Annotated in this window: 26 protein-coding genes; 8 read left to right on the forward strand and 18 right to left on the reverse strand. The window is 30.8% G+C overall.

Translation table 11 applies throughout. From position 1 onward, the window contains the following. Positions 1-225 precede the first annotated feature (225 nt). The 3 genes from LQ688_RS04680 to LQ688_RS04690 all read right to left on the reverse strand — a co-directional run bounded on the left by LQ688_RS04680 (position 226) and on the right by LQ688_RS04690 (position 4787). Entirely contained in the window at positions 226-1182 is a 957-nt protein-coding gene (locus LQ688_RS04680; RefSeq protein WP_017001181.1) for an L-lactate dehydrogenase, read from the reverse strand. 27 nt (positions 1183-1209) lie between these two features. Then, the gene (locus tag LQ688_RS04685) at positions 1210-2808 is read right to left on the reverse strand and encodes an L-lactate permease (protein WP_135032578.1); all 1599 of its coding nucleotides are present in this window, start codon (positions 2806-2808) and stop codon (positions 1210-1212) included. Positions 2809-3062: 254 nt separating this feature from the next. Next, the gene (locus LQ688_RS04690; protein ID WP_135032576.1) at positions 3063-4787 is read right to left on the reverse strand and encodes an ABC transporter ATP-binding protein; all 1725 of its coding nucleotides are present in this window, start codon (positions 4785-4787) and stop codon (positions 3063-3065) included. 188 nt (positions 4788-4975) lie between these two features. Between LQ688_RS04690 and pbp4 the strand changes: the two genes are divergently transcribed. Then, positions 4976-6349 (forward strand): penicillin-binding protein PBP4, encoded by a 1374-nt coding sequence (pbp4, locus tag LQ688_RS04695; RefSeq protein ID WP_135022036.1) that lies wholly within the window; start codon positions 4976-4978, stop codon positions 6347-6349. An 81-nt stretch (positions 6350-6430) separates the two neighbouring features. Next, a complete protein-coding gene (locus LQ688_RS04700; RefSeq protein WP_064211655.1) occupies positions 6431-7180 on the forward strand; it encodes a M50 family metallopeptidase in 750 nt (249 codons plus the stop codon). Between the two features lie 238 nt (positions 7181-7418). Here the strand turns inward: LQ688_RS04700 and LQ688_RS04705 are convergent, their stop codons facing one another. Then, a complete protein-coding gene (locus LQ688_RS04705) occupies positions 7419-8069 on the reverse strand; it encodes a metal-dependent transcriptional regulator (protein WP_064211718.1) in 651 nt (216 codons plus the stop codon). A 146-nt stretch (positions 8070-8215) separates the two neighbouring features. Between LQ688_RS04705 and LQ688_RS04710 the strand changes: the two genes are divergently transcribed. Genes LQ688_RS04710 through mntC form a run of 3 tightly spaced genes read left to right on the forward strand, consistent with a single transcriptional unit; the run spans position 8216 to position 10683 of the window. Then, positions 8216-8929: a metal ABC transporter ATP-binding protein gene (locus tag LQ688_RS04710; protein WP_017001212.1), complete on the forward strand. Its 714-nt coding sequence runs from the start codon at positions 8216-8218 to the stop codon at positions 8927-8929. After that, positions 8929-9756 carry a metal ABC transporter permease gene (locus tag LQ688_RS04715; protein WP_026023754.1) on the forward strand — a complete coding sequence of 276 codons (828 nt, stop codon included), beginning with the start codon at positions 8929-8931 and terminating at the stop codon, positions 9754-9756. The genes LQ688_RS04710 and LQ688_RS04715 overlap by 1 nt, the downstream gene beginning before the upstream one ends. A gap of 9 nt (positions 9757-9765) precedes the next feature. Further along, positions 9766-10683: a manganese ABC transporter substrate-binding lipoprotein MntC gene (gene mntC, locus LQ688_RS04720; RefSeq protein ID WP_017001210.1), complete on the forward strand. Its 918-nt coding sequence runs from the start codon at positions 9766-9768 to the stop codon at positions 10681-10683. 1082 nt (positions 10684-11765) lie between these two features. Here the strand turns inward: mntC and LQ688_RS04725 are convergent. Genes LQ688_RS04725 through LQ688_RS04760 form a run of 8 tightly spaced genes read right to left on the reverse strand, consistent with a single transcriptional unit; the run spans position 11766 to position 18227 of the window. After that, entirely contained in the window at positions 11766-12257 is a 492-nt protein-coding gene (locus LQ688_RS04725) for a Na+/H+ antiporter subunit G (protein WP_064211717.1), read from the reverse strand. After that, positions 12235-12528, reverse strand: a complete 294-nt coding sequence (locus LQ688_RS04730) for a Na(+)/H(+) antiporter subunit F1 (RefSeq protein ID WP_017000804.1) — start codon at positions 12526-12528, stop codon at positions 12235-12237. Before LQ688_RS04730 ends, LQ688_RS04725 begins: the two co-directional genes overlap by 23 nt. Beyond that, positions 12528-13010, reverse strand: a complete 483-nt coding sequence (locus LQ688_RS04735) for a Na+/H+ antiporter subunit E (RefSeq protein WP_017000805.1) — start codon at positions 13008-13010, stop codon at positions 12528-12530. The genes LQ688_RS04730 and LQ688_RS04735 overlap by 1 nt, the downstream gene beginning before the upstream one ends. Before the next feature lie 2 nt (positions 13011-13012). Further along, positions 13013-14509, reverse strand: a complete 1497-nt coding sequence (locus tag LQ688_RS04740; protein ID WP_064205227.1) for a Na+/H+ antiporter subunit D — start codon at positions 14507-14509, stop codon at positions 13013-13015. Then, positions 14502-14849: a Na(+)/H(+) antiporter subunit C gene (locus LQ688_RS04745; protein ID WP_017000807.1), complete on the reverse strand. Its 348-nt coding sequence runs from the start codon at positions 14847-14849 to the stop codon at positions 14502-14504. The genes LQ688_RS04740 and LQ688_RS04745 overlap by 8 nt, the downstream gene beginning before the upstream one ends. Then, entirely contained in the window at positions 14846-15271 is a 426-nt protein-coding gene (locus tag LQ688_RS04750) for a monovalent cation/H+ antiporter subunit B (protein ID WP_017000808.1), read from the reverse strand. Before LQ688_RS04750 ends, LQ688_RS04745 begins: the two co-directional genes overlap by 4 nt. Then, positions 15258-17657, reverse strand: a complete 2400-nt coding sequence (locus LQ688_RS04755) for a DUF4040 family protein (protein ID WP_135032215.1) — start codon at positions 17655-17657, stop codon at positions 15258-15260. The genes LQ688_RS04750 and LQ688_RS04755 overlap by 14 nt, the downstream gene beginning before the upstream one ends. Positions 17658-17675: 18 nt before the next feature. Next, on the reverse strand, positions 17676-18227 hold the full coding sequence (locus LQ688_RS04760; RefSeq protein ID WP_017000810.1) for a tyrosine-type recombinase/integrase: 552 nt from the start codon (positions 18225-18227) through the stop codon (positions 17676-17678). Positions 18228-18364: 137 nt separating this feature from the next. Here LQ688_RS04760 and LQ688_RS04765 point away from each other — a divergent pair, with 137 nt between their 5' ends. Then, positions 18365-18574 (forward strand): DUF1659 domain-containing protein, encoded by a 210-nt coding sequence (locus LQ688_RS04765; RefSeq protein WP_239724132.1) that lies wholly within the window; start codon positions 18365-18367, stop codon positions 18572-18574. A gap of 35 nt (positions 18575-18609) precedes the next feature. Next, positions 18610-18825 (forward strand): DUF2922 domain-containing protein, encoded by a 216-nt coding sequence (locus LQ688_RS04770; protein ID WP_135022030.1) that lies wholly within the window; start codon positions 18610-18612, stop codon positions 18823-18825. A 116-nt stretch (positions 18826-18941) separates the two neighbouring features. On the opposite strand, the gene LQ688_RS04775 is transcribed toward LQ688_RS04770, so the two are convergent. Continuing rightward, on the reverse strand, positions 18942-19271 hold the full coding sequence (locus tag LQ688_RS04775; RefSeq protein ID WP_017000813.1) for a transcriptional regulator, SarA/Rot family: 330 nt from the start codon (positions 19269-19271) through the stop codon (positions 18942-18944). A gap of 262 nt (positions 19272-19533) precedes the next feature. Here LQ688_RS04775 and LQ688_RS04780 point away from each other — a divergent pair, with 262 nt between their 5' ends. Continuing rightward, positions 19534-21714 (forward strand): AraC family transcriptional regulator, encoded by a 2181-nt coding sequence (locus LQ688_RS04780; RefSeq protein ID WP_239724130.1) that lies wholly within the window; start codon positions 19534-19536, stop codon positions 21712-21714. A 70-nt stretch (positions 21715-21784) separates the two neighbouring features. On the opposite strand, the gene LQ688_RS04785 is transcribed toward LQ688_RS04780, so the two are convergent. From LQ688_RS04785 to LQ688_RS04805, 5 genes are all read right to left on the reverse strand, one after another. Further along, positions 21785-22747 (reverse strand): LCP family protein, encoded by a 963-nt coding sequence (locus LQ688_RS04785; protein ID WP_017000815.1) that lies wholly within the window; start codon positions 22745-22747, stop codon positions 21785-21787. A gap of 252 nt (positions 22748-22999) precedes the next feature. Next, positions 23000-23302, reverse strand: a complete 303-nt coding sequence (locus LQ688_RS04790; protein ID WP_239724127.1) for a hypothetical protein — start codon at positions 23300-23302, stop codon at positions 23000-23002. Between the two features lie 53 nt (positions 23303-23355). After that, a complete protein-coding gene (locus tag LQ688_RS04795) occupies positions 23356-23778 on the reverse strand; it encodes an HTH domain-containing protein (protein WP_103269281.1) in 423 nt (140 codons plus the stop codon). Between the two features lie 159 nt (positions 23779-23937). Then, positions 23938-24792 (reverse strand): MurR/RpiR family transcriptional regulator, encoded by an 855-nt coding sequence (locus LQ688_RS04800; RefSeq protein ID WP_135022026.1) that lies wholly within the window; start codon positions 24790-24792, stop codon positions 23938-23940. Between the two features lies 1 nt (position 24793). Continuing rightward, positions 24794-26230 carry a PTS transporter subunit EIIC gene (locus LQ688_RS04805; RefSeq protein ID WP_239724123.1) on the reverse strand — a complete coding sequence of 479 codons (1437 nt, stop codon included), beginning with the start codon at positions 26228-26230 and terminating at the stop codon, positions 24794-24796. Between the last annotated feature and the right edge of the window lie 5 nt (positions 26231-26235).

A 26235-nucleotide genomic window follows, 5' to 3' on the forward strand; every position in this document is an offset into this window, starting at 1 on the left:
TGACATACTGATACTACCACAAACAGCTAATCGCCTCAACATGCCGATATTTATAAAAATGGGTCGTAAGATAATTTTTGCCCTAACTCTAGAAAGAGTTATTAGAAATCGCATATAAATACTCCTAATTCGTCAATTTCTTAATGAACGAATTAGGAGTACTATTTAAAGATAGGGATTCTTTATCCCGAACTCTTCATTATTATATTGTCAGTAGCTTATCATTTACTTAAACTCTTTTTCAAATGGTGCTTGAATGTCTTTTAGCACTTTTACTGAATTATCGAACAATCTTGTTTCTTCATCATTAAGTGGCATTTCAATAACTTCCCTTACACCTGTTCTATTTACAAGTGCTGGTACACCGATATAAACATCTTCGTGTCCATACTCACCTTCTAAATATGCTGAAACTGTTAGTACAACATCTTGGTTGTTTAATATTGCTTTAGTAATGCGCATTAAGCCCATTGCTACTCCATAAAAAGTAGCACCTTTTGATTCAATAATTTCATATGCTGCATCTCTTGTCTCTACAAAAATTTCTTCAACTCTATGTTTGCGTGTTTCATCTTTTTCAATTATAGAACGTAATGGTTTACCAGCAATATTGGCGTGTGACCAAACTGCTAATTCAGAATCGCCATGCTCACCAATAATATTAGCGTGTACACTTTGAGGGGCTACATCAAATTCTTCGCTTAATAAATATTTAAAACGTGCTGTGTCTAATATTGTTCCAGAACCTATTACACGTTCTTTTGGTAAACCTGAGAATTTCATCGTAGCATACGAAAGTATATCTACTGGGTTAGTCGCAATTAAGAAAATGCCATCAAATCCTGAATCCATTATTTCAGTTACTATATTTTTAAATATTTTCATGTTTTTCGCTACTAAATCTAATCTTGTTTCGCCAGGTTTTTGAGCTGCTCCTGCACAAATAACAACCAAATCAGCATCTTCACAATCTTTGTATTCTCCCGCTTTTACTTTCATTGGTGATGGCCCATACACTGAACCATGATTTAAATCCATTACATCTCCATTTACTTTCTTCTTATCTAAATCGATGATAACAAATTCATCACAAATACCTTGGTTAATCATTGAGAATGCATAACTAGAACCTACAAATCCGTTACCTACTAATACTACTTTATTACCTTTAAATTGTTTCATCAAAATCTCTCCTCAAATTTTAAATTTTTATATAATAAATGAAAGTACGAACGTCCAAATACAAATGAAGATGACTATTCCTACACTGTATTTTAAAGTCATTTTCAATAATTCTGATTCTTTTCCGACCTGACCTACAGCTGCTGTGGCGATTGCTATAGATTGAGGTGATATAAGTTTTGCTGCTACACCACCTGCAGTATTAGCTGCTACTAATAAAGGGCCACTAGTACCGATTTGGCTAGCTACTGAAGCTTGAATTGGTGCGAATAATGTATTGTTATTGACTACTGATCCTGTCATAAATACCCCAATCCAACCTAACACCGGAGATAGTAATGGGAATATACTACCAGCTTTTGCGATGCCAAGACCCATAGCTGCTGTTAAACCACCATAAGTAGTTACTTTTGCTATTGCTAATATGAAACAAATTGTCAAAATAGGTAACCATAATTCTTTGATTGTTAAACCTAATAATTGAAATGCTTCATTAAATTTGAAATGTTTGGAAATAAGAACTGTTATAATAATTGAAATTAATATAGCTGTACCTGTTGCGCTAAAAATGTCTATTTTTAGTGTTATAAGTTTGTTTGTGATTTCATTCATCGTACCTGGAATACTAATGTTCCATACTAAAAATGATAATGGTCCATCTGGTGCAAATAATGCTTTAAAGAATGGTGCACTCCATATCATCACAAATATCGTTAAAATATAGAACGGACTCCATGCATATAGAATAGACTTAACTGTATGTTTGTTTGCTTGTTTAAATTCAGCGTCTGAAACTCTAAATATTTTTTTCGGTTGGTAAAATTTAGAAAATACTGCTAATGCAACCATTGATAATAACGGAGGGATAATGTCCGCTAACTCAGGGCCTTGGAAATATGTCAATATTAATTGAAGTCCAGAGTAAGTGAGACTTACTACTAATAACATTGGTAATATTTCTTTTATACCCTTAAATCCATCTAAAATCATGACTAATAAAAATGGAATAATAAAGTTTATGATTGGTAAAGTTAATGTTGATATTTGAGAAACATCTAAACTACTTATATTACCTTGTAGGCCTAGGGTATCTATCACGACTACTGGGAGGCCTATAGCACCAAATGCTCCAGCTGCTCCATTAGCGATTAAACATAGCATTGCAGCTTGTAACGGTCTGAAACCAAGTTGTATAAGCAACACACTACAAATTGCTATAGGTACACCAAATCCAGCTGCACCTTCTAAAAATGCATTGAAACTAAAACCTATTAATAACAACTGTATACGTTGGTCTTGAGATATACCTGCTATACTATCTTGAATAATACTGAATTGCCCTGTTCCATTTGAAACTTTATATAACCATACTGCCATAACCACGATGTAACCTATTGGTAGAATACCTTGGAAGAAACCTTCTATAATTCCCCCTAAGGCAACAATTTTTGGTAATTCAAAAACTACTAAAGCTATTATTATCGTTACGATTAGCGTTGTAATAGAAGCATAAATACCTTTCATTTTAAAAACTGTTAAACATAATAAAAATAATATAATAGGTATGCTTGCCACAATTGCTGATAATGCAATATTGTCAAAAGGATTAATATTATTTATTAACACATTAGACATCTTCTTTCTATTTTATTTATTTTAAGATGCGCATCTTTCTTTTGTGATTCTTTTCACAATGTAAATATAGCACTTGGTACCACTGTGGTCAAGTGTTTTTGTGAATATTTTCACATAAATTTTTACGCCTGTTTTCATTAATTTTTATAACTCCTTATTTAACAATAATGTTTGCGTTTACATAAAAAATGTTCTTTAAAGTTATTTTCGTCAACTTTAAAGAACATTTTTTATAATTTATAATTTTATTCTACTAAACTTTGCGTCTTCACAAAATGTCTATATTTTTCATGGTTTTTAATAAGTTCTCCATGAGTTCCTTTACCTGTCACTTCTCCGTTATCTAAAAAGATAATTTGATCAGCTTTTTTAATAGTTGCAAGTCTATGTGCTATTACGACAGTAGTACGGTCTTTCATTAACTCATTTAAAGCCTGTTGAATATAGTACTCACTTTCACTATCTAAATTAGCTGTCGCTTCATCTAGTAACAAGATGTCTGGATTTTTAATAAAACTTCTCGCAATATCAATTCTCTGTCTTTGACCACCTGATAATTTTGTACCTCTTTCCCCAATTTCAGTTTCAAATCCTTGAGGAAATTTCATAATAAAATCATAACAGTTGGCCATTTTTGTGTTATGAATTAAAGTTTCATCACTTACAGTCTCATTTATACCATATGTTAAATTATCTCTAATTGTTCCTGACATCATTGCGTTAGATTGCATAACGTATCCAATTTTTTGTCTCCAAAATCTTAAAGGTATATCTTCAATTAATTCATTACCATATTTGATAACACCTTTATCTACAGGATAAAATCGTTCTAACAAGCTAAATAATGTACTTTTACCTGATCCAGAAGGACCTACAATTGCTGTTACTTCTCCTGAACGAATTGTTAAGGATAAATCTTTTATAACTTCTTCATCTTTCTCATAGCTAAATGTAACATTTTCAAATAATATGTCATTTTTTTCATGAGGTAAATAATTGTTTTCATCGCCTATTGGCTCTGTCGGTTCTTGATAAATTTCATATATTCTTTCGCTCGCTCCTACTGCTTTCTTATAGTCTGTTATAAACATGGAAAAGTTTAATATAGGAGCTGATAATTGAATAACATAGAATATCATAGCAACTAATGTACCAGCTGTGATTGCACCACTTGAAACTCGAATTCCACCAAAACCTAATATAATAGCCACCGTTAACATCATAATAATTCCTGATAACGGTGATATAATAGCTCTTATTTTAGCTTCTTTTAATCCTAATTTATAGATATCTAATAATGTTGTTTTTGTCTTTTCTAACTCTTTTTCCTCAGAGGTAGTAACTTTTACTAATCTCATTTCTGTGAGCACTCTGCCCAACAAACCACTAAAATTCGCAATTTCTGTTTGTGTCGCTTTAGAAATCTTACCCATACTTTTTCCAAGAGGAATCATAATAGCGATAAATAATGGCAATATGATAAATGTTATAAGTGTCATTTGCCAATCTAAAATAAACAACATAGCTACAGAACCAATCAACGTTAACAGTGAAGGTAAAACACTTGGCGCTTTTTCTGAAATGAATAAATTGATGACATTTGTATCGTCAGTAATTCTACTCATGAGTTGACCACTTTCATTTTTATCAAAAAATCTCATGTTCAGTTTTATTAAATGTCTCCACAATTTTTCTCGTATTGAATAAATCGTTTTCTCACCGATTTTACTCAATAAGTATGTACCAAAACCACTTAAAATAGCATTAGCTAGAAAAATAACTATAAATAACCAAACCATTCTTAAATCTAAATTTTCAGCATTGAATGTATCTACTAGTTGTCCCGTAAATAATGGAACTAACAATCCACTCAAACTGCCTAAAATAGATAGAATCATGGCGGTAACGACCATTTTCTTTGGCCAGTCTACTTTTTTCAGTAAATAAAACAACGAATTCTCTGTCTTCATTTTAAAACCTCATTATCTCAATTTATTATCTCATCATCATTTTACAATATTTCCCTATATTAATCTCTCATAATAGCTTTAAATTTACAATATTTTAATATACAATTGTAATTTTTTTCTAGGGAGAATTATAAAAATATGTTAAAATGATGTAGTTATTTTAAAAAAAGAATAAAGAGGTTTTATTAATGAAAAAATGTTTATTATTATTTTTCTCATTGGTTTTAATTAATATTACTTTGAACCAAAATGCTTATGCAGCTGATAATGAAAAGTCACCTACACAAGTAGCTAATGAATACGGGTATAACTTAGGCGAAATATATCAACCCGAGGGGGCTATTAACTACAGCTCAAAAACTGGTCAAATTATGTATGAGTATCAAATAGATAAAAAATGGTATCCGGCAAGTATGTCTAAACTTATGACTTTATATTTAACTGAAAAAGCAATTAAAAGTGGAAAGTTAAAAGAAGATGATACAGTTAAAATGACTGACGAAGAATACCGATTATCTACTTTACCTGAATTAAGTAATACTAAATTATACCCAGGTGATGTTTATACAATTTCAGAATTAATGCAAATTACAATATCTAATTCTTCAAATGCTGGCGCTATGATTTTAGGTAGAGAAACAATGAAAGCTGAAAATATTGGTTCTGCTAAAAAAATCGAAGATAAAGATAAAGATTCAAATAATAATACTGCCTCAAAACAACAGAAAAAAGATTTAGACTCTGATTTTATAGACTATATGAATGAAACTGCTAAAGAATTAGGAATGGAACATACTCAGTTTTATAATTCTAACGGCGCTGCCAATAATTTATTACTGGAATATAAAGCAAAGAGATATCAATCTGATGAAGAGAATTACTCTACTTCTAGAGATTTTGCTATATTAACGCAGCATCTTGTAAACGATTATCCAGGCATTCTGGAATACACTAAAAAAGTAGCACCTACAATACATTACGTTACATACTACACATATAACCATTCTCTTGAAGGTGCTGATATGTCTTTAGAAGGAACGGATGGATTAAAGACAGGATCAAGTGACATTGCCGATTACAATCACAGTCTTTCAACTAAGAGAGATGGACTAAGAGTAAACCAAATTTTATTTGGTGCAGGCGATTATAATACTGTCGGCGGTGAAAAAGAACGTAATATGATGGGTAACAGTTTAATGGAGAAAACTTTCGACGAATATGAATGGAAAAAAGTTCTTTCCAAAGGTGTTCATAAAATTAATGATAAAAAATATTACATTACTGAAGATTTATACGATGTCGTTAAAAAAGGTGTAGATTACGAAGTAGTTGTAGAAAATGGTGAAGCACATATAGATTATGATCGTTCATATATAAACGATAAATATGGCCCACCTACAGTCAAATTAGAATCACCATCAAAACATAAATTTAACCAGACAAAAGATAAAGTCACAAGTCCAGATAATAGACCTATCCTTATGACAGCATCTATCATACTTGCTATCGGCTTAATATTATTATTAACTTGGTTGATTGCGCGTAAGAAAAATACAAAATAACATTAAGTCTTAAGTCCGACAACAAAAGCGTCACTTTAGTGTAGAATAGTATTAGACTATTAAACACGAGGTGACGTTTTTTTGACTCGATTTTTACCGAACTTTTTATCAGAACCAATTAATATATCATTAATAACTATTACATTAATTGCCTTAATATATGTTTTTGTACATCATAGAAGACAACACCCAATATTGAGTATGATTGATATAATACTAGGTTATTTTCCGATTTTAATACATGAAATGGGTCATGTTATTGCCAACAAGTTGTCCGGTGGTAAACCCAAAGATCTAGTCGTAGTTTGGCGTAGAAAAGAACGAATGGAGACTGGTCGTCAAGGTTATGCTATTACAGGATCTAAATCTGGATGGAATCAATTCATCACTACATTATTTGGTTATATTATGCCACCTTTAATGTTAATAATAGGGGTTTGGATGAAGCATCATACATTCGGACCAATTTTCTTAATTTTATTATTAATCATGTTCTTATTTTATGTCACATTAACTTCAAGAAAATTTCTACCAAGTATTATATTATTAGTTATCGCAGTTGCACTTTATGAAGTTATTTCTGCTCCAAACATCCATGATTTTGCTCAAATTACAACTTATATTTATCACATAGCATTAGGTACGCTATTAGGTGAAGTTGCCCAATCTACAATAACCATCTTTTTATTAACATTTTCAAGACAGCGCCCTGAATGGGATGGTAGTCAACTTAGACAAATCACAAAAATACCTACTCTATTCTTTAGTATACTTTGGATTGTTATTAACATATATGCTGTTATGTATACATTTAATGCGTTATGGCCGTAAAAAACTTAGAGAACTATAATATCGAGTTAAGAAACGACCAATCTAGATTTCTCTTATAAAATAAAAATGGGAGTGGGACAGAAATCTCATTTTAATAAATAGATTTCGTAGTCCCACCCCGCCAAGGATGACTAGGGTTGGAAAAAGCTTGATATAAGCGCATCTTCAATCCAGTCAGCTACTACCATTATAATAAAAGAGGCTGAGACATGTATTTATGTCCTAGCCTCTTTTTATTTTATCCTTCTTTAGTTCCGAATATATATGAAGCATTTGTTTCGCTAATCATAATCGTCTTACCATTTAAACTTAATTCTATTAATTGATTAAGTTCATCTTTCTTAGTGATTTCAACGATATCACCTATTAGTAATTCTTCATTACTTAAATAGTCTAATAGATTAACATAGTCCATAACACGTTTGATTTTTATTTTATCGCCTACTTCAAATGTACTAAGTGGCGTATTATAAATCTCTTCGATTTGATTTTCTCTCGGTATAATTCCACCGTGTGGACATGTTTTAGGATAATCCATCAATTTATCTATTTTCTCAATGAAGTGTTCAGAAACTCTATGTTCTAAAATTTCCGCTTCTTCATGTACTTGATCCCATGTGTATTCTAATTCCTCTATTAAAAATCGTTCTATCAGTCTATGACGCTTAATAATATTTGCAGTATGATTTAAACCTTTTTGAGTTAATTTAACACCTTTATATGGACGTATATCCACATAATCCTCTTTCTTTAAACGTAACATCATCTCACTAACAGATGAGGGTTTTATATTTAAATCTTGTGCTAAATTTTTATTAGATACATAATCTGTCGTCCCGTTTAAACCAAATATTGCTTTTAAATAATCTTCTTGTTCTTCAGTCAACATTTGTTCTGACCTCACTTTTTTTAGCATATTTTTATTGTACCACGATTTATTTTTCCTTGCTATCTCTTGACTTTAACATAATTTACAGTTATATTAAAAACATAGTTTAGGTTACCCTAAACTTATTTTCGGAGAAAGGTGATAACATGTTACAGGTTAAGAATTTGAATTTATCATTAGGACATCAGCACATATTGCATGATATTAACTTAACAATTGAATCATCGGGAGAGTTAATTGGTATCATGGGACCCAATGGTGCGGGTAAATCATCATTGCTTAAATCTATCCTTGGTGAATTCAAAGCAACTGGTGAAGCATTATGGAATGATAAGCCAGTTAAACAACAGCTGACGGAACTAACTTATATTCCGCAGAGAAATTCATTAGACTTGGATTTCCCTATTACTGTGAAAGACAGTTTAATTACTGGCTATTATCAAACTTCAGGTTGGTTCAGACCTATGAAGAAAGAAGCTTATATTAAAAGAGATGAATTATTAAATGAACTTCAGTTAACTAATTTAAAAGATAAAATGCTAAATGAGTTAAGTGGTGGTCAATTACAACGTGTTCTTTTAGCGAAAGCATTAATGAAAGAGAGTGACTTTCTATGCCTCGATGAACCGTTTGTTGGTATTGACTTCAAAAGTGAAGAAATCATGATAAATCTGCTGCGACAATTAAAATCAGAAGGTAAACTGATTCTAGTTGTTCATCATGATATTCAAAAAGCTAAAGAATATTTTGATAGAATAATCCTCCTCAATCGATCATTAAAATTCTTTGGCTCTGCTAACGAAGCATTATCTGACGAAAACATAAAAGAGGTATTTTTAAAGGATGGCGTTGTATTATGATGAATGAATTTATTTCATCACTCGTAAATTATAATTTTTTAAGTAGAGCTTTGATTACTTCAATCATAGTCGGAATCGTTTGTGGTATTGTAGGTAGCTTGATTATATTAAGAGGTCTTTCATTAATGGGAGATGCAATGAGCCATGCTGTATTACCTGGTGTAGCGCTCAGTTACTTATTTAACATACCAATGTTTGTAGGTGCTCTTTTTACAGGTATGCTGACAAGTTTTTTAATTGGTTTTATTTCACAAAACTCTAAAACAAAAAATGATGCCGCAATAGGTATTACTTTCACAGCATTCTTTTCGATAGGTATTATTTTAATTAGTCAAATCAACTCCTCTACAGATTTGTATCATATTCTATTCGGAAATATATTAGCAGTAACAAAAAGTGCATTTTATACCACAAGTATTGTGAGCATTATTGTTATTTTATGTGTTGTGATTTTCTATAAACCACTGCACTTGTCTACTTTTGATCCAATTGCAGCTAAAATGAGTGGTCTAAATACAAGATTAATTCATTACTTTGTCATGATGTTATTAGCATTAGTAACAGTAGCAAGTTTACAGACTGTCGGTATTATCTTAGTAGTAGCGTTGCTTATAACACCTAGTTCTACTGCTTTCCTTATTACTAAGTCATTAAAAACTATGATGATTGTTGCAAGTACATTGAGTGCAATAAGTGCAGCCTGTGGCATGTATATTAGTTACCTATATAATTTGCCAAGTGGAGCTTGTATAGTCCTAGTAAGTTGTGCATTTTATATACTAGTATTTACTATACATAAACTTAAAAATAAAATTCAATTTAATTAGGAGGCATCTATGAAAAAATTATTATTACCTTTAATAGCAATTATTTTAGTTTTGGCTGGTTGTAATCAATCTAACTCTAAAGACGATTCAAAACTAAAAATTGTTACGACGAATTCAATACTTGGTGATATGACTAAAGAGGTTACTAAAGGTAACGCTGAAATTACTAGCGTAGTGCCAATCGGTCAAGACCCCCACGAATATGAAATTAAACCTAAAGATGTTAAAGCTATTACAGATGCTGACATTATTATCTATAACGGCTTTAACTTAGAAAGCGGTAATGGTTGGTTTGAAAAAGCATTAGAACAAGCAAATAAAAAAATCACTGACAAAAATGTTATTCAAGCTACTGAAGATGTAAAACCAATATACTTAAAAGGTGGCGAGGGAGATGAAAAGAAAATTGACCCTCATGCTTGGTTAAGTATTAAAAATGGTATTCAATACGTTAACACTATCGAGAAACATCTTAGTAAATTAGATGATGAACATAAAGATGATTATAAAGCTAACGCTGATAAATACACTGAAAAACTTGATAAATTAGACGATGAAATGTCGAAAGCATTTAATGACATTGATAAGAAAAAACGTGCATTTATTACAAGTGAAGGTGCATTTAAATACTTTGCAAAAGCTTATGACATTACTCCTGGTTACATTTGGGAGATAAACACAGAAAAACAAGGTACACCTGACCAAATGAAACAAGCAGTAAACTTTGTACGTGATCATAATCTTAAAGCATTAACAGTAGAAACAAGTGTAGATAAGAAAAGTATGCAGACTCTAGCTGAAGAAACAAACCTAAAAATTCAAGGTGAAGTCTATACAGATTCAATCGGTACTAAAGATTCCGATGGTAATTCTTACTACAATATGATGGAACACAATGTCAAAGTGATCCATGACACAATGAAATAATAACCCCTCCTCCTCATGTATATAATAAACGAAAAAGGGAGTGGGACAGAAATCTCATTTTAATAAACAGGTTTCGTAGTCCCATTCCGGCAAGGATGACTAGGGTTGGAAAAAGCTTGATATAAGCGCATTTTCAATCCAGTCAGCTACTGCCATTATAATAAAAGAGGCTGAGACATGTATTTATGTCCCAGCCTCTTTTTGCTAATTTTTAACTCCATTATTTTTCTTGTCTTTCTTGTTATTATAGCAACTCCTAAGCCATATTCCACTTTAGGATTTCCTCGTGATGATATACGAAAGTGATTTATTTTCAGGTCTGAACCAGAAGAAAAAGTTAATTCGTAAGTTTAGTCATTACATAATCCAATAGAGGTGTGTGTAGTTGGATTAATGTGTTAGTAAATCCAACAAGGGTGTGCCTAATGAAGTAGTAAATCCAATAAAGAGCGTCTAATTGGATTATTGAAATAGAAAATCCAACAAGGGTGTGTCTAATTGGATTAATGAAGCAGAAAATCCAATAAACGTGCGTGTACTTGGATTATTGTAGTAGTAAATCCAATAAAGGTACGTGCACTTGGATTAATGAAGCAGAAAATCCAATAAGGGTGTGCTAATTGGATTAATATCTTAGAAAATCCAATAAAGGTGCATGTACTTGGATTATTGAAATAGAAAATCCAACAAAGGTGCGTCTAATTGGATTAATGAAGCAAAAAATCCAATAAAGGTATGTCTAATTGGATTAATGAGATAGAAAATCCAACAAAGAGCGTCTAATTGGATTAATGAAGTAGTAAATCTAATAAAGAGCGTTTAATTGGATTTAAGTAGTAGTATATCCAACAATAATATCAACTCTAGCTTTTATTGATCAATTTCATCCAAAACGATCTAAGGATTTATGTCCCTAACTCGTTTTTTATATTAGCAGCGGTTGACTCGATCGAACCATACACTAGACAAGCATGCACGAACAAAATTCTAAATCACATAAAAATAACATCTGATTTCTAACTGAATAAATCATTGAAATCAGATGTTATTTATTTTGAATTGATATTTATGTTCCAGCTGTTTTATTTTAAAGTTGGGTCGTCTTTTTTCATAACTTGCTTATATTTACTGAATGTTTCTTTATCATTTTTAGAGAAAGCTTCGTTCATAATTCTTCTTTTCTCTGCTCTTCTTCGTCTATCTTTTTTAGATTCTTTTCGGTCATATCTAAAGTTCAACGAAGTTCCTTTTTTTGTAAATTCTTTCATAAACATATATGAACCAGAATTATATGCCGCTCGTATAATCATATGACCAGCAACTGGCGATGTTAAATATAAAAATAGTATAGTTAATAAAGTACGAACACTAAAGTAATCTTTCGTTACTAAGAAATAAAAAAATACACCCGTTAAACAAAGTAAAACAGATAATGTAGAGCTTTTTGTAGCAGCATGACTTCTTAGAAAGGAATCTCTAAATCTCACAATACCTATCGAACTAATTAAAGCAGTTATAGAACCTAATAATATTGATATAGCTGCAATTAAACTAACGATCTCGCTTAGATTCAAAGACACGACCCCCTTCAATGAAACGAGAAATTCCAACTGTACTTAAGAAGGCTAAAATAGCAATAATTAAACTCGCTTCTAAATAACTGAAGGTGTCATAAACAATGCTCAATATACCTACTGTAGAAACTAAGATTGCACCCATAGCATCAAATGCTATAACTCTATCAGCAGTTGTAGGGCCAATAATTGTTCTAAATAGAACAATTACAATAGATATACCATATATAACTAATGCCGTTTTTATGATAAACATGATAGCTATTTCCATTATTTAAGCACCTCCCAGATTAATTTCTCATACTTCTTAATTTGCTTTGTTAAAATCTTTTTCTCTCTTTCAGAAACATCAATCGCATGTATAAAGAATCGTTGTCCATCTGGTGATAACCTTAATACGACTGATCCCGGTGTTAACATGATTAATAACGTTAATAATGTTATAGCCCAATCTTGTTTTAATGTTGTTTCATAAGTAACAAGTCCTGGATTCAATTTATTTGTTTTAAATAAAATATAATTAATTGTTGTAATACTGGATGTCACAAGCTGATAGTTATAAACACAAATAAATTTAAAAATAACCCATACTTTTTTCATATAAAAAACATGTCCGAAAAATCTATGCATTAAGTAAACGATGAACATACCAATCAAGTAACCTGAAATAAATGTCGATAAATGAAATGTATCTTCGTCTTGAAATAAAGTCCACAAGAAGGCAATTAAAATATTTAATAATAGTTGTGCCATTATTATTTAGCCTCCACTTCTACATTTGGAATAACTTCTTTAAAATATTCAAGCTCATTCATGTTAAACTGAGCTGCCATTTCAGAAATATTTAATACATATTGAGAAGCAATACCTAATATTATTGTTGTTACTGTTAATATTATCATTGCATATAATTTATTCTTAACAAAAACAACTTTACCAACTTGAGGTACACTTTCTCTGCCGAAATACATTACTAAAAATACGCGTAATAAACTATACATTGCAATGATACTTGAAATAATCATCACGATAACGCCAAATGTATAACCATTTTCAAGTGCGCCTTTAATAATTAATAATTTCCCAGGAAATCCACTGAGTGGTGGTACGCCTCCAATTGATAGTATCGTAATAAAGAATATGACACCTAAACTTGGATAATGTTTAATTAAACCACCAAATTGGTCATAATATCTTGTACCTGTTAATAATACAAAAGTACCTATGATTAAGAATAATAAAGTTTTGATAATCATATCATGTCCGACATAGAATATAGCACCGGTAATCCCTGCTAAATTGTTTGCGCTCAATCCTAATACTGCAAATCCAATAGATAGTATCACTTGGTACGCTGCTATTTTCTTAATATCTTTAAATCCAAGAACACCTATTGATCCAATAATCATTGTAAGTATCGCCATAATGTAAAGTAAGAAATGTGTTACTTCTGGCTTTTGATCAAACATAAGTACCATCACACGAATAAGTGCGTATACACCTACTTTAGTCATTAAACTCGCAAATAAAGCAGCTAATTCTGTATTCAATGCTGCATATGCTTTCGGAAGCCACATAAATACGACAAGCGCTGCTTTACCTCCAAATACAAATATCATGATAATTGCGACTAAAGTAGTCGTGGTAGGTTGGTTACTTTCACTAATTCTCATTGCAATATGACCGAAGTTTAAAGTACCTAACGTACCGTATATATAAGCAACGCCCATTAAGAAGAACCAAGAGCTCACAACGTTAATCACGACGTAAATGATACTTGCTCTTAACTGTTCTATTGATTGACCTAATGTTAATAATACAAATGAAGCTAATAACATTATTTCAAACATTACATATAAGTTGAATATATCAGCAGTTAGAAAACTACCATTAACCCCACTTAATAAGAACAATATAAATGATGGTAAAAAGTAGCGGTTAGCTAATCTTTCTCTCTTACCAAAACCAAAGTATATAATCACTGTGACAACAAAGCAGGAAATAGTAGTGAATAATAAGCTGAGCTCATCACCAACAAACTGAATCCCAAATGGTGGTTGCCAGTCTCCGAAGTTGATAACAAGTGCTTTATTCATACTGACATCGACTAATAACCAACCACTTACAATCGTCGTAAGTGCTAGAAAAGTGATGGCGATACGTCTTGTTAACGCTAATCGTTCTTTAAAGAAGAACAATATTAAACCAATAAATAGTGGTACGAGTAATGGTATAAGTATTAAATTATTCATCTACGTCTTCATCCTCACCGCGTAACGCCTCTATTCTGTTGACTTTCGTCAATTTAAATGTTCTATACACTAAAACAAGTAAAAATGCTGTTATCGCAAAACCAATAACAATTGCTGTTAAAATTAATGCTTGAGGTAAAGGATCGACATAGTCTTTTCCTTCACCATTTATGAGTGGTACATTTCGACCACCAAATTCGCTCATTGATAAAATCATTAAGTTAGCTACGTGTGTATAAATAGCTGTACCGATAACAATACGAATTAAGTTTTTAGATAAAATCATATACGTTCCAACGAAAGTAAGTACACCAATGATAATGACTAATATTAAATTCAACTGTTATCACCACTTATCGCAAGCATGATTGTTACAATGGATCCTACTACTGTAAGTAATATCCCGAGTTCAAATAATGTTACGCTTGAAAGATGAATTTCACCTAATAGTGGGAACGTAATATATCCATCTTCATGTGTTAACATTGGATGCCCAAAGAACATTGGTATAATCGCTGTGCTCATTGACACTAGACACCCTATAATTGTAACTGCTCTAAAATCTATCGGTAATGATTGAACAACTGTCTCAACATCAAATGCTAAGAACATTAAGATAAACGCAGAACTAAAGACTAATCCACCAATAAATCCACCACCAGGATTATCGTGTCCCGCAAGGAATATATAAAAGCCGAATGTCAGAATGATAAATATTGCGATTTTTGATATGGTTTCTAATACTACATCATTTTCTTTCATCAGGCTCATCCTTTCTTATCTTAAATTTAACGAGTGTATAAATACCTAGTCCGGCAATCAATATAACGATTCCTTCTAACATTGTATCTAACGCTCTAAAGTCTCCTAAAATACCATTTACGATATTTTTAACACCTGCTAATTCATCAGCGTTATCATAATAATAAGAAATTTTATCGAATAGATTATCTTGTTGCATCATGATAACAAAAATTACGACAAATACCGCCATTAAGAGTGCGATTGCTAATTTAACGATTTCTGCTAAAACATTTGGTTTATCTTTCTGCACGTTTGGCAAATGGAAAAATACTAATAAAAATAAGACTGTCGTAATAGTTTCAATAACCAATTGCGTTAAAGCTAAATCAGGTGCTTTCATAAATATGAATACAACAGCAATCGAATAACCGATTACACCATTTAAAATAGTCATTGTCATTCTTTCTCTAATAAACATTAATGCTGTCGCTGTAATCACAATGTTAATCAATATAATAATCTCGAATGTTGAAGCTTCTGTAATATGGTAATACGCAATATCGTAAATACCGACATGATATATGCCATATGCCATAAGTACGAAAAATATTACATAAATGATGTGTAAATATTGGTTCAATCTATTATTCATTACAATTTGAATTAAATATGCGCTTACTCGATCCAGTAAAGTCATACCTTTATTATAAATTGTATTGATTTCTATATTTTTTGATACTTTGCTATAAATAAATGTCCAATTTGGCCATATTACTAATAATGTACCTATTAAATATATTCCTATAGTTAAAAACAATTCAGTTGTAAATCCATGCCACGCTTGAATATGAGGTATATATTCCATTACTTTATCCGATTGGAATATATCACGTAACGCTGGACCTATTAAATATTTTCCTAATACATTTGGAATAAAGAAAAATAACGGTACAAATATTACAATTAAAACAGGCGCTATAAGAAGTCCCCCGCCATCATGACGTGGTACTTTAGGCAATTGTTTTTCTTTCATTTCCCCAAAGAATGGCTCTTTTATTAACTTTAAACAATAAACAAAAGTAAAAATACTACCTATAAATCCTGCTGCTATCATCACAAAAGACATCGTTTGATTGAAAATATCCACTTGTCCTGTCTCTACCAGACTAGTGAAGAACTTTTCTTTACTCAAAAAACCATTAAATAATGGAATACCTGCCATAGATAAAGCAGAGATTGACATTACAATTGCTGTAATAGGCATTACTTTTCTTAACCCGCCCAATTTATTAACATCTCTTGTTCCTGTTTCATGGTCTATAATACCTACTCCCATGAACAGTACACTTTTGAAAATAGCGTGGTTAATTAAATGAAATAAAGCTGCAAATAAAGCTGCAATAAATATTTCATGTCCCGCTTCAAACCTTTGATTTAAAGCTAACAAGCCTAAACCAATCATAGACATAATCATACCTAATTGACTGATTGTAGAATATGCTAATAAAGCTTTTAAATCTTTTTTACTTACTGCAAAGAATGATCCTACTAACATTGTAACTAACCCGACTGTCACAACTGTATACACGACCCATTCACTTTGACCAATAATAGGTGTAAATCTAAGTAATAAATACAAACCAGCTTTAACCATAGTAGCTGAGTGTAAGTAAGCACTAACAGGCGTTGGCGCTTCCATAGCATCTGGCAACCATATATGAAATGGAAATTGTGCTGATTTTGTAAACGCACCGAGTAAGATTAAAATGACTGCAAGTACAAACCATGGTGATTGAAACACTTCATCAATCATACCGACTTGTTCAGTAATTGTATTCGTACCCGTAATGCTATATAACAATATCAACCCTACGAGCATAGCCATACCACCAAAAACGGTAATCAAGAAAGATTTAAGTGCCCCTTCTTGGCTTCTTTCTCTTTGATACCAATATGCAATGAGTAAGAAAGAAGATATACTCGTTAATTCCCAAAATGAATATAGCAAAATTGTATTATTAGAAAGTACAACACCTAACATTGCCAACATAAACATTAGCAAGTATGTGTAAAATCTTGGGAGATTATCTTTTTCATGAGAAAGATAATAAATAGCGTAAAGGAATACACCTGCGCCAATGAGTGAAATAAGAAGTGCAAAAATTAAAGATAAACCATCTAATCTCAAATCTAAATTAAAATCAATTATAGGTATCCACTCTTTAAAAAAAGAAACAGTATGCCCACTCGATATGTATTTAATTTGACTCAAAAAATAAATGGAACTTATTAGCGGCGCGATTAAACTTATCCAACCAGCAAAGCGGCTAAATTTAGTATTCATAGTCATAAGGACAATAGCCATTACAACTAAGATGGTGAAGAACAACCATATTAAAGCCATACACGAACTCCTTTCTTTTTATATATTTAGTTCTATTGTTGTTTCTTTTTTTATTGTGGTTACATCTATAAATTTTAAAGTTTCTAACAACGATTGATGACCTAAATATTTTTGTATTATTGAAACTGATACACCCGATTTAAATGCATGAAACGCAAAAGTTTTCCTTAAGGAGTATAGACCAATATTTTTCAATCCAACTTCTTCTGCAGCAACATGAATGATCCGATATGCTTGTTGTCTAGACAATTGTTTCTTCGTCTTGATAGATCTAAATACAAAGTCTTCTTTTCCTAACATTTCCATACGTATATAAGATGACAAACTTGATCTTAAGTGCAATGGAATCACTACTTTAATCAAATCCTTTTTATCATTTACCCAGTTAGAAATAATGTCGTTATCTTCATCTAGTAAATCTTGAACAGTTAAATTTAATAATTGATTTACTTTAATACCTGTATGAATAGCAAGACTAAATAATAAATAATCTCTTTCACTGTGTGATTTTAATACTTCATACATCGCTCTAATATCATCTTTATTCTTAATTGGAGATACTTGTTGCATGCATTTCGTCCATCCTTCCTAATTAAGGTACATATTAATAATAATATATATTTGAGTAACATGAAAGAATTTTTAACTAATTTGTGGTCGTTTTTTTAATCTCATTTCGATATATAAAGTGAAAGGAGGTTAGCAAAATGGCAACAGTTAAAGACATCAACATCATATTGTTACATCAGTACTTAGATGAGAATGCCAAAGTAAAAAATGTTCAAAGAAAATTTAAAGCAATTAAATTAAATGTAACAAATGAACAAGTTAAAACTTTTAAAGGCATTATCGAAACGTTATCTGACGAAAAGTTCCAAGATGCTTATATCGTCAAAACAATTCAGATAGAAGATTAATTCTATCCTCTAAATCTACCAAGGAGGTGAATTTCATGAAACTCGTATTAGAACTTACTTTTAAAACTTCAACAGATAAAACTTTCACATTACAGATCCAAAACCCAAAACGTGATCTCACTGAAGAAAACGTACGCCAGGCGATGGATAGTATTTTAAAATTAAATTTATTTGATTTATCTAAAGGTGAATTAGTTTCTATTCATTCAGCGCACTACGTAGAACGCTCAACACGTTCTGTAATCAAGTAATTTTATAATACCCTTTTAAATCATTTTTAAATTCTATAGAAAAACCCAAAGAAAATCTTTTCACTTGAAAGGATTTCCCTTGGGTTTCTTTTTGAATAATTAAACCTATTGTTGTTTTATATGTCTTTTGCTATTTGTTCGTATTGAGCCTTTTGTTCGTCTTCCATGTAATAGTAAACTTTTCTTTCATCTAGCTCACTTCTATATTTATTAATATAATCTTTTCTATATAATTTAGCTAAATTTGTTCCAATGTTAGAAGGTTTCGTTTGAAGTTCTGTTAGCTTCCCGTTAAGTATTTCTTTAATTGTAATTTCTTCAGATCTATAGATTTCTTCTAATATTATAAAATCAACTAATGTTAAACGTTTTTCGTTTTTTAAATTTGCGATTTTATTCTCATAATCTATCATATCTTGAATAATCTTGTTGAAATTCCCTGTCATTCTATATACCTCCATTTTAATATTTTCCCCGTTTTTAATAGTTTACAATACAACAATAGCATTAAGTATTATTGTAAACCGTTTTAATTTCAGATTTTGATTAAATCAATTCATTTATTTGATTTATTATCATCTTTCTTATAAAAATTATTTAATAATCCAACTTTTTCTTACTTTTTTTGATATAATAGTTTAAAATGTAATAAAAATATGACATTATTTGATATAAAATGTAATATCTTAGTGAAGATGAGGTGAAAAAGTGTACAATTACGACATTTCATTGCATAAAGAAGGCATTATTAACCCTAAAAAGTTAGGTTATGGTGCATTATGTTTTGTGCTAGAAGGAAAAGCAATATTAACTTTAAATCAAAAAACATATACATTTACCGTCGGTGACTTATTTTATTTACAGGATAATGACAATTACTTACCAGTAATAAACGACGGCTTAGTCGCAGTATTACATATTGGATATTCAATGATGGAAAGTTTAAGTGGCGAAGAGTCTTACCTATATTGGATACCGAAAACTACAAAAACAAATCAATTAAATAAATATAAACATCAAATAAAGGATTTATTTATAAGAGCTATTTTAGCAGATTTAACGAATATAAAGATCAGACGTAGCCATTATATCGTTGAAATTTATAAAATTATGTATGAGCGTTTTAAAGAAGAAACAAATTATTATGGACAAACAGAAATGGAATTAACAGGACTTATACGTAAAGTGAAGCAATATGTTGATAAGCATTACCAAGAAAAACTATCACTGAACCTCGTAGCTGACTTTTTCTTTATTTCTCCTGAACATTTATCACGTGAGTTTTCTAGACAAATAGGTACGACGTTCACTCAATATTTGAAAGAAACACGTTTGTTCCAAACTACTTACGCCTTGTTATTTACACAATTTAAAGTCGAACAAATTGCAGACTATCATGGATTTTCTAGTTACCATAATTTCAATCGTCAATTTAAAGAACAATTTCAATTAACCCCTAAACAATATCGTTTAATGTATCAACAGAAAAAAATAAGTAAAAAAACTGAGACAATGACAGAAGATGAGCGTAAAACTTTAATTTCTAAATTGCAAAAAATGATGCATAATAAGTCTCTCGTTCATGAGTACAAACATTTAACTTTTAAAGATTTACCTTTACAAAAATTAAAGGCTAACCATAAAACTTATTTACATATCGGTGACGTTAATGATTTTTATACTCCATTCCTTGGTACAATATTGGAAACTGTAGAAAATATACCTCGTCAGCCTATCATTGTTATTCACTGTTCATTAAAATCATTTTTCTGCGATATAGAAAAACATAAGTATCGACATAATTTAGCTTTTTGTTTAAGCATGTTTTCAGATACAAATATAACGCCATGTATAAAAATATATGATTTTGATGTACAAGATCATACGTTCAAAAGTAAATGGTCAGAATTTATAGATGTTATACATAACTATTTCGTTAATAAACAAGGTGAATTTTACTTTGATATCAAGTATGACGAACTCACGCATATACAATCTCAAATTAATGACTCTAAAGAAAGCTTACCTGATTTACAAATAATGATAAATGGACCTGATCCATTTAAACATGATTATGAGCAACTTGATATAGATATGCAACTATGTAAAAATGTCGATTCTTTTGCAATATCTTATAGCTTTAATGAGTTATTCGACTTTAACAAAATGAATAATCATGATATAGCGAAAATAAAAAGTAACTATACTGAAAAGCTTATTCACAATTTAAAATTCATGAAGAACAATAATAAAAACGTAGTACCTATAGAATGGAATGTCATTCATGGTGATTCGAGGACGATGAGTGATTTTTATTTCAATGCTGCTATTATTGTAGATCATTTATTAAGTATCACAACTTATGTGTCTGGTTTAGGCTTCTGGTTATTAGAGGAAACTTCAGCCGATCTCGCAACTATAAATCAACCTTTATCACTACATTTAAAACACCACTGTAAAAGTCCTGTTAATTATTTAATATATATATTAACGTACTTTAACCAACAAGAATTCGAAAAAGGACAAAATTATATTAAGTTCGAGCAACACAATAAAATATTTTTCCTTTTATTTAATTATGAACTATATAATCCAAATGATATCAACTACCAGAATAATGTTGGTATTAGTCTTTCTTATCGTGACATACCTTTTAATACTTTTAGAGTAACTAACATTACATTTGATCAGGATAACGGTAATATCTTCAAAGCAATTAGAAAATTAGATAACGAACGTTTTAATATTGATTATTTCAACACAGTTCTATTAGATAAATACTGTTCTCCAGATATAGAAATGGCTGATTATAATTCTAAGGATGTAGATGAGACATATTATTTAAAAACTAACGCTATCAAATTGCTTATTATTCAAAAAAGAAGTTAAATACAAAAATGCACCTCAAAATTTGAGGTGCATTTTTTGTTTAAAGATTAATATTTTCTAATATTATACTTTATTCCAAACCTAGATTTTCTCTATATGAGTCTACTATATCTTTCTTGCTAGCGTCACTAGGTACAAAATAATATAATCCATCATCTAAAATTGAATCTTGTCCTTCTAACTGATTACGGTCTACATTATCTAAAGCATCATTATATTTAGATCTTAAATCATTTAGTTGTCCAATCTTCATATCTGTTTTAACATTATCACCTAAAGTATCAAAGATTTGATTAATTTTAGGTAAAGATCCTACGCTAACTAATTCGTTAGCTAGTGCTTGAATCACTAATTGTTGACGTTCTTGTCGACCAAAGTCTCCACCAGCGCCTTCTTCTTTTCTACTTCTAATAAATGCTAACGCTTCTTCACCATTTAATTTGTATTTTTGGCCTTTAACATATGATTTCCCTTTAACCGTAAACGTAGCATTACTTGTAACATTTACGCCACCTGCATAATCTACTAAATCTTTAACCCCATCCATATTAATTGTTGCATAATGGTCTACCGGTACGTTCATTAATTTTTCTACAGAGTTAATCGCCATTTTAGGGCCACCATATGCATACGCATGGTTAATTTTTTCTACAGAATCATTGCCAACAATTTCCGCTCTAGTATCCCTAGGAATACTAACCATTACAGTTTTCTTCTTATCTGGGTTTATAGATAATAAAACGATTGAATCCGAACGCTCTCCTCCACCTTCTGCTGATCTTGTAGAGTCAGAATCAATTCCAAATAAAGCTATCGAAATAGGATCTCCATTAGTATCTACTGCGTTCTTTCTAAGTTCAGATTTATCTCTATCCAGTGGGTTATGTATCGTATTACCTAATGCAAAAAACTTATACACAAAATAGCCAATAATAATTAAAAACGCAATTAATAACACAATAATAATAGTTGTTACAATTTTAAATGCTGCTGATTTAGGTTTCTTTGCAGAACGCTCATATTGATTTGCCACGTATTCTCAGTCCATTCTTATTTTATTTTTTCTTTATTATACATTTATTAGATGTAATTTGCCAATATACACATAATTATTTCACACTATACATTTCTTTAAAAAATATATAATATTATCATATTAAATGATATATCTTTTTTCTGTAAAATCTATACATTTTATGTTAGAGTACTTATATAAGTCTACAACGTTACTTATTTAAATTTTTTTAGACATATTAAACGGGAAAGAGGATGAGATTCGGCGATCTCATCCTCTCTTTTTTCTGTTCTTTTTAGATTTATTAGATTTAATAACTTTTGTGGTCATTTGCATATCTTCGTCTTCAGGATATCTAATCCTTACAACATCTCCATAGAAGAGTCTTTCTTCTCCGTATCTTTTACATAAAGATAATTCAGGGTATACTTCTTCTATTTTCGCAATATATTTATAAGATTTATCACTCTTTAATACATCTATAAAATAGCCAGGTTCTAAATATCTATCTGAACCTGCATTTACAACAAACGAGGTATCATCTAATATTCTTATAATTTCTACTTGTTTCATAATAACACGCTAACTTTCCTTAATTCTTAAAATATGATGTTTATGATGAGCAATTAGTTGACTGATTTTAAAGTTTCATAAAGTTGAAGAACGTTTAGTATAAGATTTCTCTCTTCGTTTCTATCAATTTTCTTAGAATTTATTAATTTTTTAATTGTTTTCTTTTTGACATTACATAATTTGGCAATTGACTTATTTGGTAAATTATACTCTTTTTTCAATGTTTTTTCAATAAAATATTTAGTATACTTTAAAGCATCTTCGTGCTTACCAATAGATTCAAAATAATTTAAACGCTTTTCAATTTCGTTTCTTTGTTTGTCTGTTAAAACACCTTGATTCCCATGCATAAGCAATTCATACTTTTCTTTAGGCAAGTTTAATAGTTTTCTCATTTGCTTATCTTCTAGACTAAATGCATCAATTACATTGTTAATTCTACTGGTGTAATTTTTCTTCTTAGATTTTGCCATCATTATGCACCTCCACTCATAATATATATACCCCGTGACAGTCTGTATAAGCGGAGAAAGTGTAATAAATTACTTTCTTTCATCTTTTTTCAGTTCTTACATATTATTTAAATACACTGAGAGTCCGGGACATAAATTGTTGTCTCGGACTCTATCAAACATTTATTCTGTATATAATTCAACTGCATCTCTCGTTTTACTCATCGTTATTACATGTTCATCATAATCTCTTGATAAATAGCTATAAAATAATATATCAAGCGTCATCAATTGCGATATAAGAGAACTCGTAGCTGCTAATCTTAAACTTTCTTCTGAACTTGCATCATGTGTTAATTGATAGTCAGATTGTTGTGATAAAGATGAACTTTTTGATTGAGTCAGACTTATTACTTTAACATTATATTTATGTGCAACTTTAGCTAAAGATAATGTTTCACTATTCTCACCAGAGTTAGAAATTCCTATCAAAATACAATCTTTATTATGTGAAGCTATTGCTGTAGCTAAAAAGTGAGTGTCTAAAGAATGAATAACTTGTTTACCAATTCTAGTAAATTTTTGATATAAATCTTGTGCTACTAAACTTGAAGCACCTACACCAAAAACTATAATTGTTTTTGCCTCATATAATTGATCAATAATGGCATTTACACTGTTACTCTCGATTAATTTTTCAGTCATTTCAAGTGTATGTGATGCTCGTGTAATAAGTTTCTTACTAATAGACGATACTGTTTCATCTTGTTTAATTTCTTGATATATACTTTTTTCATGTTGAGGCATATACCTAGAAATAGACAGTTTCAAATCAGTAAAACCTTTAAAATCTAATTTGTGCGTACAACGTATAACGGAAGCAGCACTTGTGTTTGTTATCGTGCCTAACTCCTTAGCGCTTAATTCAATTATCTTTTCAGGATAATCGACAAAGTACTGTGCTATACGCTGTTCTCGTTTAGTTAAACGAGACATATTTTCTTTAATAAACATAAGTACGTGTTGATGTTCGCTCATATTAATCCTCATCCAATTCTTGTGGTGCTGTCATTTCTTTGTTCGTTCCAAATAAATATGTGAAAATAAAGCCTCCTAAATAAGCTGCTAATAAACCTGCAATATATCCTACATACATATTATGAGATATTAACGGTATAAGGGATACGCCACTCGGCCCAATTGCACTTGCACCAATATGTCCGATGGCGCCTATAACTGCACCTCCGACTCCACCACCGATACAAGCTGTAATAAATGGTCTACCTAGAGGTAAAGTTACCCCGTAAATCAATGGTTCTCCAATTCCTAAAATTCCTACTGGTAGAGCACCTTTTAGAAGGTTAATGATTTTTTTATTTTTTCTACATCTAACCCATAGGGCAAATGCTGCACCTACTTGACCTGCACCAGCCATAGCAAGTATTGGTAATAAGTAAGTAGCACCTGATTGATTAATCATTTCTATATGAATTGGTGTTAACACTTGATGCAATCCAAACATAACTAAAGGTAAGAACGTTGCACCTAATATAAATCCACTAAATGCTCCACCTATATTTAAGACCCAATCAATTACGCCTAACAAGCTGTTAGAAATAAAACCTGCTATAGGCATTATTACAAAGATTGTTCCTAACCCCATAATAAATAATGTAATCGTTGGAGTAACAATAATATCTACAGCAGTCGGTACAATTTTGTGTAATTTTTTTTCAATTAAAGATAACAACCAAACAGCTATAATAACCCCGATTACACCACCTTGCCCTGCTTCAAGTGGTTCGCCATTAAAAATATTTTTCAGCGGACTTTCTGGATCCATTCCAGTCAACATAGTTGTACCACCAATTACACCACCTAAGCCAGGTGTTGCACCAAATTCTTTTGCAGCATTAATACCTACATAAATGACTAAGTAAACAAAAAGACCATCTTTTATAATATTAAATACTAAAACAAATTGTTCCCATGATGCTCCATCGATTGTGCCGGCTGTTAACAGGTTAGAAAGTACAGCAGAAATACCACCAATTAAACCGGCACCCACAAATGCAGGAATAAGAGGTACAAAAATATTAGCTATCGATCTCAACACTCTTTTGAAAGGTGTTTGATTTTTCTTGTTAATATTTTGTTTAAACAGATCCGCTTCTTGTTCTACTTTCTCTTTATTACTTTGATTTTTCTTAATTGTTTCGCCTAGTGGTACGCCAATAATAGAACTCATTTCATTGGCTACTTTATTTACAGTCCCCGGTCCAACTACCACTTGAATCATATCATCTTCTACAACCCCCATCACACCTTTGATATTTTTTAAACCTTCAATATCAACTTTAGTGTAGTCGACGATACTCATTCTAACCCTTGTCATACAATGAATGACTTTTTCTAAATTGTCTTTTCCCCCAACTTTATCAAGTATCTCTTTGGCCATTTCTTTTTCTTTAGACATATACA

The sequence above is a fragment of the Mammaliicoccus sp. J-M40 genome, from assembly GCF_022386395.1.
GTDB lineage: Bacteria > Bacillota > Bacilli > Staphylococcales > Staphylococcaceae > Mammaliicoccus > Mammaliicoccus lentus.